Annotated in this window: 17 protein-coding genes; 9 read left to right on the top strand and 8 right to left on the bottom strand. The window is 64.6% G+C overall.

All coding sequences use genetic code 11. The features are described from left to right. Positions 1–4: 4 nt before the first annotated feature. Entirely contained in the window at positions 5–1,315 is a 1,311-nt protein-coding gene (locus BI327_RS22095) for a phytoene desaturase family protein (protein WP_245334900.1), read from the bottom strand. Between the two features lie 251 nt (positions 1,316–1,566). On the opposite strand from BI327_RS22095, the gene BI327_RS22090 reads away from it, so the two are divergent. From BI327_RS22090 to BI327_RS22070, 5 genes are all read left to right on the top strand, one after another. Beyond that, positions 1,567–2,202 (top strand): TetR/AcrR family transcriptional regulator, encoded by a 636-nt coding sequence (locus BI327_RS22090; RefSeq protein WP_076862845.1) that lies wholly within the window; start codon positions 1,567–1,569, stop codon positions 2,200–2,202. Between the two features lie 111 nt (positions 2,203–2,313). Then, positions 2,314–2,961, top strand: coding sequence for a phosphoribosylanthranilate isomerase (locus BI327_RS22085; protein WP_076862844.1), 648 nt, complete (start codon positions 2,314–2,316; stop codon positions 2,959–2,961). A 208-nt stretch (positions 2,962–3,169) separates the two neighbouring features. Continuing rightward, on the top strand, positions 3,170–3,658 hold the full coding sequence (locus BI327_RS22080; protein ID WP_076862843.1) for a DUF417 family protein: 489 nt from the start codon (positions 3,170–3,172) through the stop codon (positions 3,656–3,658). Between the two features lie 468 nt (positions 3,659–4,126). Continuing rightward, complete coding sequence (locus BI327_RS22075; protein WP_394329872.1) at positions 4,127–5,308, top strand: serine hydrolase; 1,182 nt, start codon at positions 4,127–4,129, stop codon at positions 5,306–5,308. 151 nt (positions 5,309–5,459) lie between these two features. Next, positions 5,460–5,777, top strand: a complete 318-nt coding sequence (locus BI327_RS22070; protein WP_074125869.1) for a hypothetical protein — start codon at positions 5,460–5,462, stop codon at positions 5,775–5,777. Between the two features lie 10 nt (positions 5,778–5,787). On the opposite strand, the gene glgA is transcribed toward BI327_RS22070, so the two are convergent. Then, positions 5,788–7,239: a glycogen synthase GlgA gene (gene glgA, locus BI327_RS22065; RefSeq protein ID WP_076862842.1), complete on the bottom strand. Its 1,452-nt coding sequence runs from the start codon at positions 7,237–7,239 to the stop codon at positions 5,788–5,790. Next, on the bottom strand, positions 7,236–8,498 hold the full coding sequence (gene glgC, locus BI327_RS22060; protein ID WP_076863198.1) for a glucose-1-phosphate adenylyltransferase: 1,263 nt from the start codon (positions 8,496–8,498) through the stop codon (positions 7,236–7,238). Before glgC ends, glgA begins: the two co-directional genes overlap by 4 nt. 247 nt (positions 8,499–8,745) lie before the next feature. Between glgC and BI327_RS22055 the strand changes: the two genes are divergently transcribed. Beyond that, positions 8,746–9,978 carry a rhodanese-like domain-containing protein gene (locus BI327_RS22055; RefSeq protein ID WP_076862841.1) on the top strand — a complete coding sequence of 411 codons (1,233 nt, stop codon included), beginning with the start codon at positions 8,746–8,748 and terminating at the stop codon, positions 9,976–9,978. 129 nt (positions 9,979–10,107) lie between these two features. Here the strand turns inward: BI327_RS22055 and BI327_RS22050 are convergent, their stop codons facing one another. Next, a complete protein-coding gene (locus BI327_RS22050; protein WP_076862840.1) occupies positions 10,108–11,112 on the bottom strand; it encodes a hypothetical protein in 1,005 nt (334 codons plus the stop codon). 203 nt (positions 11,113–11,315) lie between these two features. Between BI327_RS22050 and BI327_RS22045 the strand changes: the two genes are divergently transcribed. Further along, entirely contained in the window at positions 11,316–11,519 is a 204-nt protein-coding gene (locus BI327_RS22045) for a hypothetical protein (protein WP_076862839.1), read from the top strand. A gap of 157 nt (positions 11,520–11,676) precedes the next feature. Here the strand turns inward: BI327_RS22045 and BI327_RS22040 are convergent, their stop codons facing one another. Then, complete coding sequence (locus tag BI327_RS22040; RefSeq protein ID WP_394329871.1) at positions 11,677–12,975, bottom strand: serine hydrolase domain-containing protein; 1,299 nt, start codon at positions 12,973–12,975, stop codon at positions 11,677–11,679. A gap of 104 nt (positions 12,976–13,079) precedes the next feature. Next, a complete protein-coding gene (locus tag BI327_RS22035; protein ID WP_076862838.1) occupies positions 13,080–14,456 on the bottom strand; it encodes an aminotransferase-like domain-containing protein in 1,377 nt (458 codons plus the stop codon). A gap of 95 nt (positions 14,457–14,551) precedes the next feature. Here BI327_RS22035 and BI327_RS22030 point away from each other — a divergent pair, with 95 nt between their 5' ends. Then, the gene (locus BI327_RS22030) at positions 14,552–14,977 is read left to right on the top strand and encodes a DUF983 domain-containing protein (protein WP_245334898.1); all 426 of its coding nucleotides are present in this window, start codon (positions 14,552–14,554) and stop codon (positions 14,975–14,977) included. A gap of 81 nt (positions 14,978–15,058) precedes the next feature. Here the strand turns inward: BI327_RS22030 and BI327_RS42410 are convergent, their stop codons facing one another. Then, on the bottom strand, positions 15,059–15,235 hold the full coding sequence (locus BI327_RS42410; protein WP_159450482.1) for a hypothetical protein: 177 nt from the start codon (positions 15,233–15,235) through the stop codon (positions 15,059–15,061). A gap of 224 nt (positions 15,236–15,459) precedes the next feature. Further along, a complete protein-coding gene (locus BI327_RS22025; protein ID WP_394329877.1) occupies positions 15,460–16,659 on the bottom strand; it encodes a multidrug effflux MFS transporter in 1,200 nt (399 codons plus the stop codon). A 315-nt stretch (positions 16,660–16,974) separates the two neighbouring features. Between BI327_RS22025 and BI327_RS22020 the strand changes: the two genes are divergently transcribed. Further along, complete coding sequence (locus BI327_RS22020) at positions 16,975–18,309, top strand: MFS transporter (protein ID WP_076862836.1); 1,335 nt, start codon at positions 16,975–16,977, stop codon at positions 18,307–18,309. Positions 18,310–18,445: the final 136 nt, after the last annotated feature.

Here is an 18,445-nt window from a genome sequence, read left to right as displayed (position 1 = left end):
GCGCTCAGACCCGGCCGGCCGAGCGGCGCGGACGCGCGGCAAGGATGGCATCGGTGACGATCTTGGCGGTCTCGGCGCAGGCCTGGGTGCCGCCATTGCCATATTGCTTCACCGCATCGCCGACGCACCACAGACCCTCGATGCCCGTCTCGCGCGGAAGGTCGTAACCGGCGCAGCTGCGTTGCGCCGGCCAGTCATCGCGCATCACCCGGATCGACAGAATTCTTGCCTGCTCGAAATTGGCGAACTGCTCGCGCAGATCTTCGAGCGCGAGGGCAACCTCGGCATCGGAGTTGAATTCGCCGAGCGCCGGCACCGGCACCGCATAGGCGACGTAAAGGTGCCAGCCGGGCGGAGCCAGCTCCGGACAGGTCGCGGAGAGGTTCGCCATGTTGCAGAGCCTTCGTGTCTTGCCGAAGGTGACGATGCCGGGATGGTTGATCAGCGGCTCGCGGCTCGCGACATTGATGACGATGTTGGCGGCCGGGCGCAGGTCGTTCCGCACCTTGGCGATATAGTCCGCCGGAAAAGCCTCGCTGCCGGCGAGCGCGACGGTGGCCTTCGGCCCGGCATTGCTGATGACGAGATCGGTGTCGATCCGCACCCGCTCGCCATTCCTGAGCACGGTGACGCCTTCGACCTTGCCGTTGGCGGTGTGGATCGTCGTCGCCGGCGTCTCCAGCCAGATGTCGCCATTGCGCCGGATCGCATTGCCCAGGCTGTTCCAGACGCCGATCGTGCCCTGCGGGCAGAAGCCGAATTTCTTGAAGGCGCCCTTGCTGGTGAAATAGGTGAGGAAGGCGCGGGCCGGCAGCTCGGCGGCGTTGCAGGCGAAGATCGCCGCGCAGAGATTGCGGAACAGCGCATGCACCGTGGCGTTGCTGGTATAGCCCTTCAGCCAGTCCTCGGTCGATTGCCGCCCGTCGGGCAGATTGCCGGAGCGGGCATCGGCGAATTTCTCCAGGATGCGCGAGGCCTGCTTGGTCAGTTGCCCGAGCAGCAGCGACCAGCCGCCGCGGCCGACATCGATTACCTTGCCGTCGATGAAGAACGAGCTTGCGGGCTCCGGCGCCCGGATATCGAGCGGCGCGCCGACGGTGTGGAAGGTCTCCTCGAACACGCCGCCGAACTCGATCGCGATCGCGCCGATATTGACCTTGAAGCCGTCGATCTCCTCGGTCGAGGCGCGGCCGCCGAGCCGATCCTTGTCGTCGACGACCAGCGTATGCAGCCCGCCATGGGCAAGACGCGCCGCGGCGCACAGCCCGCCGGCGCCGGCTCCCACCACGACAGCATCGATCCTCTGAGCATCCACGCGCAATCTCCCTCGATGCCGCCGGGTTGGTCCCGGCGTGCGCAATCCACTTGCTTGATGCAGGGCAGTCTAATATAATCCGACCGGTCGTTCAAATTATTTTTTGACGCAGGTCGCGCGTCGTGGTGAGCGATCGAACAGTTCTGGTGGATGGTGCCCGCAAAGGGGAGGAGAGCGCCGAGCGGCGGTAGTATAGAGAGACGGCGGCCGCCCGATTCCGGCGGCGCCCATGGTGCACGAGAGAGACTGGCATGGCGCGGACGCGCTCGGAAAATTACGACGAGATCCAGCGGGGCATTCTCACCACCGCCTGCGGCCTGTTCGCGCGGCAGGGCTATATGCGTGCCTCGATCGCCGACCTTGCGGATGCCTGCAAGCTGTCGCGCGGCGCGCTGTATCACTATTTCGACTCGAAGGAAGCGATCCTGTTCGCGATCCTCGATGCGCATATCCGCGAGATGATCGCCGATGTCGAGACCGCGATGGCCGGCAAGGCGGCGACGCTGGAGCAGTTCCGCGCCGCGATCCAGGCCATCGTCGCCCTCAACGCCCGCTCCAGCGACGAGCAGCGCGTGATCCTCAACGACCTCTCGTTCCTCGGCGAGACCGAGCAGGATGCGATCAAGGCGCTGGAGCGCCAGCTGGTCGACATGATCGCCGATCTTCTGGTCAAGCTCGACAAGGAAGGCAAGATCGTCAAGCGCACCAAGAAGATCTACAGCATGATGCTGTTCGGCATCCTGAACTTCAGCCATACTTGGTACGATCCGAAGGGCGGGATCGATCCTGGCGAGTTCGCCGACATGGTGGTGGACCTGTTCCTGTACGGCTTCACCATGCCGGTGCCGGCCAAGGATGCCGCGCGGCCGCTGCGCCAGCGCGCCTGAGCGTGCCGCCGCAACGGCGTCACTGCTGCAGGATGTGACATCAGGGTGGTCATGTGAACCGCCAGGGTGGCAGGACACACGGAACTTCGGATGCTGCTTAGGCGTTCGCCAATGAAGGTCAAAGTCAAAATTTGCGGGCTGACCACACCGGAGGCGGTTGACGCTGCGGTGAAGGGCGGCGCAAGTCACGTTGGGTTCGTATTTTCCCGAAAGCGCCTTACCGGCCGCGTCACCCTGGAGCAGGCTGCGGAATTGGCCGCGCGCGTCCCCCGCCATGTCCGCAAGGTCGGCGTCTTCTTCGAGCAGGACAGCATTTTTTTCATGGCAGCAATCAGTGCTGCGCGATTGCACATCTTGCAATTCAACGGAATTGATCGACCATCAGGAATTGCCGGAAAAGCTGTTTGGGGCGTCGTGCCGGTCCGAACTGCAAAAGACCTGCGCGCGGCCACACGGTGGCAGGGCGTGGCCGACCGTATCCTCTACGAGTTGAAGCCGCCTGAAGGCGTAGCTTCCACAGGAGCCTCCGCGTCGTGCTGCGACTGGGAAATGCTCCGAGGGGTCACACATCCTTCGCCTTGGACCCTTGGGGGTGGACTTGATCAGACCAATGTGGCCGACGCGATCGCTATTACCGGTGCACGGATGATTGATGTCTCGTCGAGCCTTGAGAGTGAGCCTGGCGTCAAGGATCCGGCGAGGATCTCCGCATTCCTTGATGCGGTACGCACCGTGCGAGACGCACCCGACGCCGCATAAACTCGCCTTCGTCCAGCTATCGTCGATCCGGTCGTTGGCTGGCTGCGCGTTAATGGGTCCACGCCCTAGCTGATCACGTCACCCGCACATCCTTGTGAAGGCTGTGACCGCGTCCCGCGCGTAACAGGCGTGCGGCGTGCTGCGTAGTCCTGCCGGGAACGCCGCAATAGCGGCCGTGGTGGCGCGCAGCAAGGGAAGAAACATCCGCATGAATCTGTCATTCAACATCGCCGAACAAGGCGAGGGGTCTTATCGTCCGCTGGCGATCCTGCGCTGGGTCATGGTGGTGATCTTCGTGTCGTTCGGCATGCAGAAGTTCACGCTGCAATCGGCGCAAGGCATCGTGCAGTTCATCAGCAACAGTCCGTTCGTCTCATGGTTGTCGGTGTTCGGCCTCCGCGGCGAGGCGTATGTGCTCGGCGTTGTCGAGCTTGGCATCGCGGTGCTGCTCGCCGCCGGGGCGTTCAGCCCGATCCTCTCCGTGCTCGGCGCGCTGATGGGGGTGATCACTTTCGCTATCACGTGGTCGTTCTTCTTCACGACGCCCGGCGTGGTCAAATGGAGCCTGTCGACCGACCCGATGGCCTGGAACCTGGCCGGCGAGTTCCTGTTCAAGGACATTGTGCTGCTCTGCGTCTGTACCGTGCTGCTGCTGGCATCGTTGCCGCGATCGATTGTCCGCTCGCGCGCGGCATAGTCGCCGTCGGGCGACCGATGGTTAAGCCATGCTTAACCGGGGACCGCGCGCGACCGGGATCTGGAACCGGACAATACGTCGCAGCGCACAGTGTCTTGTAACTCGAATCAGATCGGCCTATGCAACCTTCGATTGACGAATTGTTGCTATTGGGAAACCGTCCCCGGGTTGGGAGCGGAATGTGACGAAGTCAGACATATCGGCTGCCGGCCCGGCAAGTGTTGGCCTTGCCTTTCCCGTCGAAGCACTTTCCTGCCATTTTCAGATGTTCCGTTTTTTTGTGTGATTGCAGTTCCCGCACCGTGGCTGGAGTGGGAGGGCGGTCGCGATCGCGATTTCCGGCAGTGAACCCCGGAAGCGCGATCGGGCCGCCCCTTCCCGGCCATGGCCGGTAACGGTGGAATGCGCGCAATCGTGAATTCGGAAGCTTAGGTTCCATCGCTAGGATCGCGATGTCGCCATCTCGTGATGGCTGAACGGGTCCGCCCGCATCGCAACACCGATTCGATTTCGCTCTTGATGACGCAATGGTTCACCGTCCGCATCGCGGCCGTCCTGCTCGCCGTCGCTATTAGCGCGCTTGCGGCGGCGCGCGCGGATTCCGACATGGATGCGCAGATCAGGGACATCGTCACCGCGGAACTGGCACCGACCGCGACTGCGGCCGATCCGGGCGGCCTCGCTGCGGCGGTCTATGCCGGCGGCCAGGTCGCCTTCTTCAACTACGGTTTCGCCGACACCGCGAGGAAGCAGCCGGTCACCTCCGACACCCTGTTCAACCTCGCCTCGCTGCGCAAGCTGTTCGAGGCGACGCTGGTCGCGCTCGGCACGCAGCGCGGCGAATTGCGGTTGGACGATCCCGTCAGCAAATATCTGCCCGAACTGCATGGCGACTATATCAGCCGCGTCACCGTCGGCGAGCTCGTCAACCATACATCAGGGCTGCTGCTGCCGACCGATCATCCGCCATGGCCCAACGAGAGCTTCAGCCGGGACCAGTTCGTCGCGATGCTCAATGCGTGGACGCCCGCGGCAGGAGAGCAGCCCGGCAGGCAGCGCATCTACAGCCACGCCGGCTATGTTCTGCTGCAGCTGGTGCTGGAGCAGCGCTATCGCACGCCGATCGCGAATTTGATCGAGAGCCGTATCCTCAAGCCGCTCGGCATGACATCGACCTTCGTTCCGGATCGCGGCGAGGACAATCGCGCGGCGATGACGCCGGAGATCATGCGGCGCATGGTGCAGGGTTATTCCCATGACGGCACGCCGATCGGCCCAATCGGCAATCAGCAGAGCTATTACGACTTCCCGGGCACCGGGCAGATGTTCTCGTCGGCGCGCGATCTCGGCATCTTGCTGCGCGCCTGTCTCGACGGCGCGGTGATCGATCCCGAATTGCGCGCGGCGCTGCAGATGACCGAGCGCGAGAGTTTTCGTGTCGATGCGAAATTCGGCCAGGCGATGGCGTGGGAGCATGTGCGGCTCGACGGCGTCACCGTGATTGACAAGCCCGGCGGTCTTAACAATGCCTCGGCCTATGTCGGCCTGGTGCCGGCGCGCAGGCTCGGCATCGTGCTGCTCGCCAATCGCGGCGACTATCCGCACGAGATCGCGCGCTACAGGATTCTGCCGGCGCTCGCGCGCCTCTGATCAAAACCACCGCACTTTAGCCATACCGCGTGCCATTCCGGTGACACGGCCTGCGCGGCCGGGCAGGGGATGCATGCAAAAATCGTCATGGCGCGGAACCATGATCGGCTGTATAAGCCGGTAGCTTCTTCTCCTGCTTGAAGAGGCTGATATGAGTGATCTGAATAATTCCGATCTGCACGGTTGGCTTTCGCAACAGCCGCACGGCTTGCGAACCTACCGGACCCTCCAGGAAAAACTCGAGACCTTGAGCAGGCACGACCCCGAGCAACGGGCGATGTGCCGGCTGCTGAGCGGTCTCGTCGGCAATTACATCGAGGCCTTCGACGAGGAGCCGTTGCCCGTTGCGGTCGCCGACCGCGCCTATGGCCGGCTGCTCGATCTCGTCGCAAGCCTTGATTTCAAGGGGAATCCGGACCGACGCCTCGCCGACATCAATCGCATCGCGTCCTGCGATCTCCTGAACTGATGGCGCTTTGCTAACGGGCCGCCGCGAGCTCGCGGTAGAGCGCGGCGTAGCGGCCGGCGCGATTGTGCCAGGAGACGTCGGTGGCCATGCCGGCCTGCTGCAGGCGGCGCCAGGTCACCTTGTCGTTGAACAGCAGGTTCGCCGTACGCAAGCCGTGCGCCAGCGCGTCCGAGGTCACGGGGGCGAACTTGACGCCGGTTGCGGCACTGCCGGTGACCGCGGCTTCGTCGAAGCCCAGCACGGTGTCGGCAAGTCCGCCGACATTGGCGACAACAGGGACCGCGCCGTAACGCAGCGCGCAGAGCTGGGTCAGGCCGCACGGCTCGAAGCGCGACGGCACGGCGAGCGCGTCGGAGCCGGCCTGGATCAGATGCGCCAGCGCCTCGTCATAGCCGATCACGACCGCGATCCGTCCGGGATTGTCGTGCGCCAGCGCGGCGTACCGATCCTGCAGATCGCGATCGCCGCTGCCGAGCAGCGCCAGTTGGATGCCTTCGCCGAGCAGTGTCGGAATGTTGTCGAGCAGCAGGTCGAGCCCCTTCTGCCATGACAGCCGGCTGATGACGCCGAGCAGCATCGCGTCCGGCGCCGGATCGAGCCCGAAGCGCCGCTGCAACGCCGCCTTGTTGGCGGCGCGCTCCGCCATCTGCCCGGCGCTGAAGCGCGCGGCGATGTCGGGATCGGTGGCCGGATTCCACACGTCGATGTCGATGCCGTTGAGGATGCCGCTCAGCACATCGGAACGCTCGCGCAGCAGGCCGCCGAGCCCCATGCCGCCTTCGTCGCTCTGGATCTCCTGCGCATAGGTCGGCGACACCGTGGTGATGCGGTCAGCGAATTGCAGGCCGGCCTTCAACAGGCTGATGGTGCCGTAATATTCGACGCCGTGGAGCGAGTAGGCCTCGCCCGGCAGGTCGAACGTCGCGAGCATGTCCGGCGAGAATTGCCCCTGATAGGCGAGGTTGTGCACGGTCATCACCGTGCCCGGCCGCGGCTGTCCGCCATAATGCAGATAGGCCGGCACCAGGCCGGCCTGCCAGTCATGCGCATGCACGATGTCGGGAACGAAGGAGCCGATCGCACCGCGGCCGATTTCGGCCGCCATCCGCGACAGCGCCGCAAAGCGGATGCCGTTGTCGGGCCAGTCGCGTCCGTCGGGACCGACATAGGGATTGCCGGGACGCGCGTAGAGATGCGGCGCGTCGAGTGCGAGCAGGTCGAGGCCGTCATGCGCGCCGCCGAGCACGCGGACCGGCCCGCCATAGAATTCGTCCCAGTGCAGCAGCGTCTCCGCCGAAGCCAGCGCGTTGAGCACCGCGGGATAGCCGGGCACCAGCGTCCGCGTCGCGACATCGTGCTGCTTCAGCGCCGCCGGCAACGCGCCAACCACGTCGGCGAGGCCGCCGGTCTTGACGATCGGGTAGACTTCCGAGGCGACCGCGAGGACGCGCAGCTGCGTCATGTCGGAAGCCTGTCGATCATCGACTGCGTGATCAGCGTGATGCCGTTCTCGGTGGTGCGGAAGCGCTTGCCGTCGAACTCCGGATCCTCGCCGACCACGAGGCCTTCCGGAATCCGCACGCCGCGATCGATCACCACGTTCCTGAGCCGCGCGCCGCGGCCGACATTGACATAGGGCATGATCACCGCGTTCTCGACATTGGCGTAGGAATTGACGTGCACGCCGGTGAACAGGAGCGAGCGGCGCAGCGACGCGCCCGAGATGATGCAAGCGCCGGACACCAGCGAGGTCACCGCCTGGCCGCGCCGTCCGTCCTCGTCGTGGACGAACTTGGCGGGCGGCGTGATCTCGGCGTAGGTCCAGATCGGCCATGATCGATCGTAGAGATCGAGCTCGGGCACCACGTCGGTGAGATCGATGTTGGCACCCCAATAGGCATCGACGGTGCCGGCATCGCGCCAGTAGGAGCGGGGATCATCGCCGGAGCGGACGCAGGAATCGTTGAACTGATGCGCGATCGCCCGGCCGTGCTTGACGATATAGGGAATGATGTCCTTGCCGAAATCGTGGGCCGAGTTCGGGTCGGCGGCATCGCGGCGCAATTCGTCGAACAGGAATTCCGAATTGAAGACATAAATGCCCATGCTGGCCAGCGACTTGTCGGGCTTGCCGGGCATCGGCGGCGGATCGGCGGGCTTCTCCAGGAAGGACTGGATCACGCCGGTCTCGTCGATATGCATGATGCCGAAGCCGCTGGATTCCAAGCGCGGCATCTCGAGGCAGCCGACCGTGACGTCGGCTCCGCTCTCGACATGCTGCTTCAACATGATCTCATAGTCCATCTTGTAGACATGGTCGCCGGCCAGCACCAGGATGTACTTGGTGCCGTGCGCCTCGAGGATGTCGATGTTCTGGTAGACCGCGTCGGCCGTGCCGACATACCACATCGTCTCCGAGACGCGCTGGCTTGCGGGCAAGATGTCGAAACTCTCGTTTCGTTCCGGGCGGAAGAAGTTCCAGCCGCCTTGCAGGTGCCGGATCAGGCTGTGCGCCTTGTACTGGGTCGCCACCGCGATGCGGCGGATGCCCGAATTCACCGCGTTGGAGAGTGCGAAATCGATGATGCGGGACTTGCCGCCGAAATACACCGCCGGCTTGGCGCGCCTGTCGGTGAGCTCCTGAAGTCTGCTGCCGCGTCCGCCGGCCAGCACGAAAGCGAGAGCGTGACGCGACAATGGTTCATTTCCGACGGGTCTCATGGTCATCCTCCCAGAACTTCAGGCTGGCCCCGCTACCTTCTCTTGTCCGGAAGGCCTGATCGGGCGCCAACGGGGCCGATTGGGAACGTAGCAAGAGCGTCCCGGTTGAGCAAAGCGGGATAGCAGGCTTTCGTTCCCCGGACTCCGGCTCATGAAGATCGGGGTTGCAGGCTGGTTAAACCTATTGACGGCACGCGATTTCGGCCTAGAGCAGGCCAGCCCGTTTTCCTGCTCAGGCCAGCATTCCATGACAGTCTTGTCCGTCACCCCCCAGAACATCCGTGCAACGCTTCTGCTGCGCCGGGAGCTCGCGCTGCTCGACGTCAGGCACGAGGCGGAATTCGCCACCGGCCATCCGCTGTTTGCCGCCAACATGGCGGCCGGCCGGATCGCGCTCGAAGCCGAGCTGCGCTTGCCGCGCAAGGACGTACCGATCGTGCTCTACGACAATGGTGAGGGATTGGTGGCTGCCGCAGCTGACCAGCTACGAGCATTGGGCTACAGCAACATTGCTGTGCTCGCGGGCGGCTTGCAGGGCTGGAAGGCGGCCGGCTACGAGGTGTTCGAGGACGTCAATTCCTATGCCAAGGCCTTCGGCGAACTGGTCGAGGCGCGCAGGCACACGCCGTCACTGAGCGCCGACGAGGTCGCCGGACTGATTTCGGCCAAGGCCAACATCGCGATCCTCGATGTCCGCCGCTTCGACGAATATGCCACCATGAACATTCCGGGCTCGGTCAGCGTGCCCGGTGCGGAGCTGGTGCTGCGTGCGGGGAGCGCGGCGCCAGATCCGGACACCACCATTATCGTCAACTGCGCCGGCCGCACCCGCTCGATCATCGGCACGCAGTCGCTGATCAATGCCGGGCTGCCCAACAAGGTGCGGGCGCTGCGCAACGGCACCATCGGCTGGACGCTCGCGAAGCACGATCTCGAGCACGGCGCCGGCAAGCGCAGCGGCGTCGGGCCGTTCGCGGGTGCCGCCGACAATGCGCGCGACGTCGCCTACCGCGCCGGCGTCCGCCGCATCGGCATGAGCGAGCTCGCCGCGCTGCAAGCTGACGCGCACCGCACGCTCTATCGCTTCGATGTGCGCGATGCCGAGGAATACGCGGCGGGTCATCTCGCCGGCTTCCGTCATTATGCCGGCGGCCAGCTGGTGCAGGAGATCGACATGGCCGCGCCGGTGCGCGGCGCGCGCATCGTGCTGACCGACGACAAAAGCATCCGCGCCGACATGACGGCGTCGTGGCTCGCGCAGATGGCGTGGGAGGTTTATGTGCTGGACGGCGGTTATGACGGCCGGCTTGACGTCGGACCGCCGCGCGTCGTGCCGAGGCCCGATCCCGCGCATCGCTACCGGCGGCCCTATGAAGGCACCGATATCGCCGAGAAGGCGATGCAGGCCTATCTCGATTGGGAGTACGGCCTCGTCGACCAGCTCCGCCGCGACGGCACGCACGGATTTTATGTGATCTAGTCTGCCACGCGGCGCGGGAGTTTTCCGTATCCGTCATGCCCGGGCTTGGCCCGGCCATCCACGTCTTCGCTTCCATGCAAGGAAAGACGTGGATGGCCGGGACAAGCCCGGCCATGACGGCGCAGGCCGCTACTTCGGCAGTGCCACCGGCGTCAGCTTGAACGGACCGGGGTCCTTGCCCTTGTTGTCGCCGATCACGTAGGACAGCTTGCCCTCGGCGACCCAGCCGACACCGCCGACCTCGGTCACCGAAACCGGCTCGGCCAGACCATCCTTGATGGTGTCGATCGTGGCGTCGCTGCCCTTCACCGTCACCTTGTCGAGCTTGCCGTTGCCCTCGATCAGCAGGAAGCCGCTGCCATGGGCGCGCAGCGCGTCGGCATGGTCGAGCGGCCGCGACGGCTTCAGCTCCGTCACGGCGCCGGCCTTGCCGTCCTTCATTTCGATCTTGAACAGTTTTGCCGGAATGAAGGTCGTGACATAGAGATTGCCGTCGGCGCCGATCGCAATGCCGTCGAGCCCGACGCCGTCCTTGGCCGGTGCGAGCTGCGGATCGGTGGCAAAGGTCGCGAGCGCCGTGCCGCCGGGCTTCAGGCTGTAGACGAACGGCGCGAAGGAATCGCTGACATAGGCGGTGCCGTCGGCGCCGACCACGATGTCGTTGCAGAACGATTTCGGATCGCTCAGGGCAAAGCTGCCCTTCGGCGCGCCGCTCTTGAGATCGAAGGTCTTCAGCCAGGCCCCCTTGGTGTCGCTCGGCCCCGCGACGCCCATCGCGCTGATGTCGTTGGAGCAGACATAGAGCGTGCCGCTCTTCTCGTCGGCGAGCACGCCGAGTGTCGAGCGGCTGTCGGCGGCGCCCGGCTTGACCAATTGCTCGGCCTTGCCGCCCGAGATCTTGGTGACGCCGCCATGATTGAAGCTGCCGACGTAGAGTGTACCGTCGGAGGTCGAGGTCACACTCTCGGGGAAACTCTTGTCGGGAACGCCGACCGGAGCCGTTTCGGCGCGCGCTATGCTGGTCGAGCCAAGCGCAAGGACGGCGGCCGTCGCGCTCAGCAGGGCTGCGCGGCGGATATTGAGCAGTTCTCCCGTTGCGCGCGGACGTCCCGCGTCGCCTTTGTTCTTTATCATGATCGCGTTTCCTCGATGAACCTGGTTGGACCAGGCAGGAATTGTGCGGCGATCGTCTCCGGCCGATGATTATTGTGTGCAGGGTTCCCGACCGGATTTGTTCACCCGCCTGCCTTGTCGGGTTCGATATATACGATAGTATATAGCGCAAGGGAAGCTGATGAGGGAAGCTGAAGCGGGAAGCCGCGGCTGGAGAACGCGTCATGGAGCGAGAATTGGCGTCGCGCCACCAATGCGTGTGCTGTGGTGGCGTCATCGATGGGCTCGCCGACGATGGTGCGATCGGACTGGATGCACGGATCGGGCTGTTTACCGACGAGTGTGCGTTCGTCTGCAACGAATGCACCGCGAGCCTGATCGCGGCCGCAGCACGGCGCAGGCAAGAGGCGGTTCGGCAGAAGACGTAAGGCGGGCGTATCTGTTCCGTCATTGTGAGCCAACGGGTCGCGCGAACGCGCGCCCGATGACAGGCTCCGCGAAGCAATCCATCTATCCGTGAGCGAGCGGATAGATGGATTGCTTCGTCGTTTCACTCCTCGCAATGACGAGGCGACCAGCGACTGCTCAGTCCGGGCTGAACGCGTCGTAGACCAGCTTGCGGAATGCCGGCGTGATGCGCTGGCGTTCGTTCTGGGTCTGCTCGAGCATGATGTAGATCATGTCGAGCTTCGGATCGACGCCGAAATAGGTGCCGCTGCCGCTGTCCCACTTCAGCTCGCCGATCGAGCCGGGCGGCGGCGGCTTGGCGATGCCTGGATCGGTGCGCACGGCGATGCCGTAGCCGTAACCGAAGCCGTCACCCGGAAAATACCAGTAGTCGCGGCCGACGCCGGAGCCCGGCCCGATATGGTCCGTGGTCATGGTCTTGAAGGCGGCGGGGCTGAGATAACGCTTGCCGTCAAGCTCACCGCCGTTCAGCAGCATCTGCGCGAACCGCGCGTAATCGAGAATGGTCGAGACCAGGCCGCCGCCGCCGGATTCCCATTCCGGATGCGCGCGCCGGTCGTTCTCGCCCTCGATCAGGATGGTGTCGGAGGGCAGCGGCTCGGCCAGCCGCGTCCGCTCGGTCTCGGCATCGAGCGCGTATCTGGTGTCGTTCATCTTGAGGGGGTCGAGGATGCGCTCCTTCTCGAACTGATAGAGCGTCTTGCCCGAGACGATCTCGATCACCCGGCCGAGCACGTCGGTGGAATGGCCGTAACGCCACAGCGTGCCGGGCTGCCGCGACAGCGGCAGCCTGGCGAGCCTTGCAACGAACTCCTTGTTGTCGAACTTGCCGTCGAACAAATGTCCGGCGCGGTAGATCTTCTGGATCCAGTCGGCGCCGATATATTCGTAGGTGATGCCCGAGGTGTGCCGCATGATGTCTTCGATGGTCACGGGGCGGATCGGCGGCACCAGTTCCACCTTGGCCGGATCGTTGCCGCCGTCCGGCTCGATCGCGACCTTCACGTCGGCGAACGCCGGAATGTATTTCGACAGCGGGTCCTGCGGCGACAGTTTGCCCTCGTCGACCAGCATCATTGCGGCGGTGTTGGTGATCGGCTTCGTCATCGAATGCAGCGCGAACATCGTGTCCGGCCGCATCGGCGACTTGGTGGTGACGTCGCGATAGCCGAAGGTCTTCAGATAGACCGGCTTGCCGTGCTGCTGGATCAGGATGACAGCGCCGGGAATGCGGCCGCTCGTGACCTCGGTGTTGAAGAACTCGGTGATGCGTTCGAGCTTCTCCGGTGACGGGGCAGGTGCGTCGGTGGCGCGCGCGGCGCCCGATGTGACGAATGCAAGACAGGAGATCGCGGCCGCCGCCCTGCGAAGCGTCCGCACGGCAGGGTGGATCGCCCGGTCATATCCGCATGACATTGAAAGCCGCCCCTGTCTGATGCCTTGAACGCCGCCGTCGTAGCGCGGACGCCCCGCACCATAATCATTTTCGAGCGACTTTATTCCCTGACGATGGTCGAAATTCATACAATTTGCGTCGCGCCGACCGGTGTGCGCACCGCATTCGACAGCACCTGCAGCGCCTGGCTCAGTTCGGCGCGGTTGCGCGCGGCGCCGAGCGAGACGCGCAGGCCGCGCGGGGCGGCATCGCCGGCCGCAAAGGCATCTTCGCCCACCACGGCGAGGCCATTGCGCATCAGATGCGACAGCAGGTCGGTGCCGTCGAAATGCTTTGGCAGCGGCATCCAGAGATGATGGCTCGCCGGCCGTGCCGCATAGGCGACGCCCTTGAGGAAGCGGGCCGCAAGCTGCTGGCGCGCCGCCGCCTCGTTGCGGATGGCGCGGATGATGTCGGCTGCGACACCGGAGCGCAGCCATTGCGTCACCAGCGCGACCATCAGCGATGGCGGCATCTGCATGGTGGCCTGCATGCTCGACCGCATGCGCTGCTCGGCGGCGGCATCGGGCGCCAGCAGATAGGCGACGCGCAGGGCCGGCGCGATGCATTTCGCGATGCTCGCGGCGTAGTAGGTGTGTTCCGGAATCAGGGTGGCGATCGGCGCCATCTGCGGTTCGAGCGGGCCGTAGACGTCGTCCTCGATCAGGACGCAGCCGCGCTTGCTGATGACATCGGCAATCGCCTTGCGCCTGACAGCGCCCATCGTCGCGGTGGTCGGGTTCTGCTGCGTCGGGATCAGATAGACCGCCTTTGGCTTGTGCTTGCGGAAGGCGTCGTCGAGCGCGTCGGGCCGCACGCCCTCGGCATCCATCGCAACGCCGATGAGACGGACATCGAGCCGGGCCGCTGCGGCCTTGATGCCGGGAAACGTCAACGCTTCCGTCAGCACCACATCGCCCGGTGATGTCAGCGCCAGCAGCGCATTGAAGATGATCGCCTGCGAGCCCGGATAGATCACGATGCGGTCGGCTGAAGCCTGCGGCACGCGCGGCGCGAGCCACGCGGCGCCGACCTCGCGTTCATCCGCGGTGCCGCCGGGACGGGTATAGCCGAGATAGGCGGAGAACCCGGCCTCGGAGCGGATGGTCGCCAGTCCCTGCGCGATACGCAGATCGAGATTGGCCTCGACCGGCTGGGGCGGCAGGTTCATCGACAGGTCGATGTTGACGGGCGCTGATAGCTCGGACGCTGCGCGTTGGGTGGTCTCCGAGACGAATGTGCCCTGGCCGACGCGGGCATCCAGCAGTCCGCGCCGCCGCGCCTCGCCATAGGCGCGCGTCACCGTGGTGAGATCGATGTCGAGCGCGGTTGCCAGCGCGCGATGGGTCGGCAGCCGCTGGCCGCGCACCAGCCGGCCGCTCGCGATATCGGCGGCGAGCGCGTCGACGATGCGCAGGAACATCGGGCCGTGCCATTCCGAAACCGTAGGGATCCAATCCATGCAATTCGACGCTTTGTCTTTGATTGTATGATCTCGAGCGCATATTGTATGGATCATCAGATCAGGTCAAGGACAACGACCAAAGGACGACGGCAATGACCGAGACGGTTTCCCTGCCAAAGGCGATGTTGCGCGGTTTTGCGATGAAGTGCCCGAACTGCGGGCGCGGCCATCTGTTCGGCCGCTTCCTTAAAGTCGCTGATCATTGCGAGGTGTGCGGCGAGGACTTCACCCCGCAGCGCGCGGACGATTTTCCGGCCTATCTCGTGATCGTGGTGGTCGGCCACGTCGTGGTGCCGGCGCTGCTCTGGATGGAGATGACCTACGCGCCGCCGGCCTGGCTGCAACTGGCTATCTGGCTGCCATTCACGCTGTTCAGCGCGCTCGGACTATTGCAGCCGACCAAGGGCGCGATCGTCGGCCTGCAGTGGCAGCTCGGGATGGAGGGATTTGCGGCGACGCGGCATCGTGCTGTGCCGGTGCAGGCGCGGAGCAGCGTCGGACGGACGCGGGAAGCCTGAGGCAATCTCGGAATCGTAGCCCGGATGAGCGAAGCGACATCCGGGTTCTGTCGGCCCCGCATATCGCTGCGCTCATGCGGGCTACGGACTAGACCTCAGGGTATTGTCAGGCCGCGTCGCAAAAGTTGATTTGAGGCGGCCGATAAAGCCAAGGATGGCGTCGAGGGCTATAGCTTCCAGCATTCCCATTTCGGGTGGTGGGAGTCTGTCTTTGACCTCAGCAATGAGTTCATCCGGAATGTGAACCGTGAGCTTCATCTTCTATCCATGCTTTGGGCTAAGGGTAGCGTGGAAGATACGCAAGGCGGGCGAATGCCGTCAAAGACTGAAATCTCAAACCGCGGCACTGTCGAAGTCCGCGGTTCGTCCCGCAGAACATCCGGTTTCCGTCACCAGAATCGTAGCCCGGATGAGCGAAGCGACATCCGGGTTCTTTCGGCCCCGCATATCGCTGCGCTCATGCGGGCTACGGATCTACCAAATCAAATCGGAAGATGATGCGGCCGGAACATCCGGCCCTTCTCCGTCACCAGCACCACGGCGAGCGCGGCCAGGGTGCAGAGGAAGAAGCCGGTGGCGAACGGCAGCAGCGTGCCGTCGTAATCCTGGCCGATCGTGGTGCCGACGCCGATCCCGAGCAACGTGGTGATCGTGCCGTAGAGCGACGACGCCGTGCCGGCGATCTTGCCCTGCGGCTCCATCGCGAGCGCAGTGAAGTTCGCCATCATCAGCCCGAACGCGAACATCATCAGGCCCGACAGCGCCATGAACAGCGGCAGCGACAGCGTGTCGGTCTTCACGGTGAGGAACAGCACCCCGGCGACGACGGCAAAGCCGGTCAGTGCGGCATGCGAGATCACGCGCATGCCGATGCGGCCGACGATGCGCGAATTGAGGAAGCCCGCGATCGCGACGCCGACTGCGCAAGCCGCAAAGGCGACCGGGAAGTAATGTCCGAGCTTGAAGATCTCGGTGAAGATCTGCTGCGAGCAGAAGACGAAGGCGAACAGCGAGCCCTGCACGCCGCCGGCGGCGAGTGCATAGCCGAGCGTCTGGCGGTTGGTGACGGTCTGGCGGAACGCCGACAGCACCTCCGGGATCGCCAGCGACTTGCGCAGCTCGAGCGGCAGCGTCTCCGGCATCCGCATCGCGCTCCAAGCCAACGCGATCACGCCGTAGATCATCAGCAGCACGAAAATGCCGCGCCAATGCGTCAGCAGCATCACCGCCTGGCCGAAGGACGGCGCGATCACGGGCACCGCGATGAACACCATCATCGCGAGCGACATCACGCTCGCCATCCGCCGTCCGGCGTAGCAGTCGCGCACGATCGAGGTCGCGATCACGCGGGTTGCCGCGGTGCCGAGCCCTTGCAGCGCCCGCGCCAGCAGCAGTGTCTCGAACGAGGGCGCCATGATCGCGAGCAGGCCGGCGATGGTGTAGACGGCCATGCCGCCGAGCAGCACCGGGCGGCGGCCGAAGCGATCCGACAGCGGGCCCATCACGAACTGGCCGACGCCGAAGCCGACCAGGAAGATCGACAGCACCATCTGCGGACGGTTGGCGTCGGCGATCTGGAAGGCGGAGCGGATGTTCGGCAGCGCCGGCAGCATCATGTCCATCGCCAGCGGGTTCAGCGCCATGATGGAGGCAATGACGACGACGAATTCCGGAAAGCCCATCGGGCGGTGGCCTGAGGAAACCCAGGCATCGGCATTGATGTCAGACACTTAAGACCCCTTGGAGAGCCCGGATCATAACGGCCTTGCTGCGTTGCACAATCGGCATTTCCGGATGGGAGACCGTCGGCGGCGGGTGAGGTAGCCCGGTCAGGGAACCGGCGGCGAGGGGCATTCTTGCCTGTATATCGTTGCGGCTGCAACTATTTGCTCGTCCTCGGCGCGGAGCTCTGCTATCTCGGTCCCAGCATCCGTGCGGGGTAGGCGCATCGCCGCCGACCACGCCCGCACGGCCAAGAACGGTTTTGGGGAGGCCACATGTCCATCGAACTATCCGCGCGCTCGCGCGGCGCAACGCTGTCGGATGAGGAGCGCAAGGTTCTCACGGCAACGCTCGTCGGCACCACGATCGAGTGGTACGACTTCTTCGTCTACGCGCAGGCCGCCGGCCTCGTGTTCGGCGCGCTGTTCTTCGCGCCGATGAATGCGAACAACCCGCTGCTGGCGCAGATCGTCTCGTTTGCGACGCTCGGCCTGTCATTCCTGTTCCGCCCGTTAGGGGCCATCGTCTGCGGCCATCTCGGCGACCGGTTCGGACGCAAGAACATGCTGGTCGTTACGCTCTTGTTGATGGGCGCTGCGACCGCGCTGGTCGGCCTGCTGCCGACCTATGCGCAGATCGGCGCCTGGGCGCCGGCGCTCCTGATTCTGCTTCGCATCCTGCAGGGCTTCTCGGCCGGCGGGGAGTGGGGCGGCGCGGCACTGATGTCGGTGGAATCGGCTCCCGTCGACAAGCGCAGCTTCTTCGGCTCGTTCCCGCAGATCGGCACGCCGCTCGGCATGATCCTGGCGACCGGCGTGTTGTGGGTGCTGACGGCGACGCTCGGCAAGCAGGCGATGATCGAGTGGGGCTGGCGGATTCCGTTCCTGCTGTCGATCGTGCTGATCGTCGTCGGCATCGTGATCCGCCGCACCGTCGAGGAATCGCCGGTGTTCAAGGCGATGCAGCGGCGGCACAAGGAATCCGCCGCACCGCTCAAGGAGCTGATGCGCAATCATGCCAAGGAGATCTTGCGCACCGCGCTGATCTTCATGGCCAACAATGCGGCCGGCTACATCCTGATCGCGTTCATCATCAGCTACGGCACCAACACGCTGAAGATGCCGTCCGAGCAGCTGCTGCTGATCGGCACACTGGCGGCGGTGAGCTGGTTCATCTTCACGCTCTTGGGCGGCATCCTCGGCGACAAGATCGGCCGCGTGCGCTGCTTCCAGATCGGCTACACCCTGATGGTGCTGTGGGCGGTGCCGATGTGGTTCCTGATCGACAGCAAGAACCTGTTGCTGTTCTTCGTCAGCGCCGTCGGCCTCACCATCGCGCTTGGCCTGTCCTACGGCCCTCAGGCGGCGCTCTATGCCGAGCTGTTTCCGGCCAAGGTGCGCTATTCCGGCGTCTCGATCGGCTACGCGCTCGGTGCCATCTTCGGCGGCGCCTTCGCGCCGATGATCGCGCAGTGGATCATCGGCACCTACGGCGAATCCTGGCGCGTCGGCGTCTACATCGCGGTGCTGTCGCTGATCTCGCTGATCACGGTGTCGACGATCAAGGATCCGCAGGGCGTCGATCTGAATGTGAATGATGCAGCGGTGTAGGCTATGAGCGGAGTCTCCCGTCATTGCGAGGAGCGACAGCGACGAAGCAATCCATGGCTCCGCGTGTGCCGCGCGATGGATTGCTTCGCTTCGCTCGCAATGACGGGATCATGCCCATTCAGCGCCGCACGATCGG

The organism is Bradyrhizobium mercantei (genome assembly GCF_001982635.1).
Classification (GTDB): Bacteria; Pseudomonadota; Alphaproteobacteria; order Rhizobiales; family Xanthobacteraceae; genus Bradyrhizobium; species Bradyrhizobium mercantei.
This window is presented reverse-complemented; position numbering and strand designations above follow the sequence as displayed.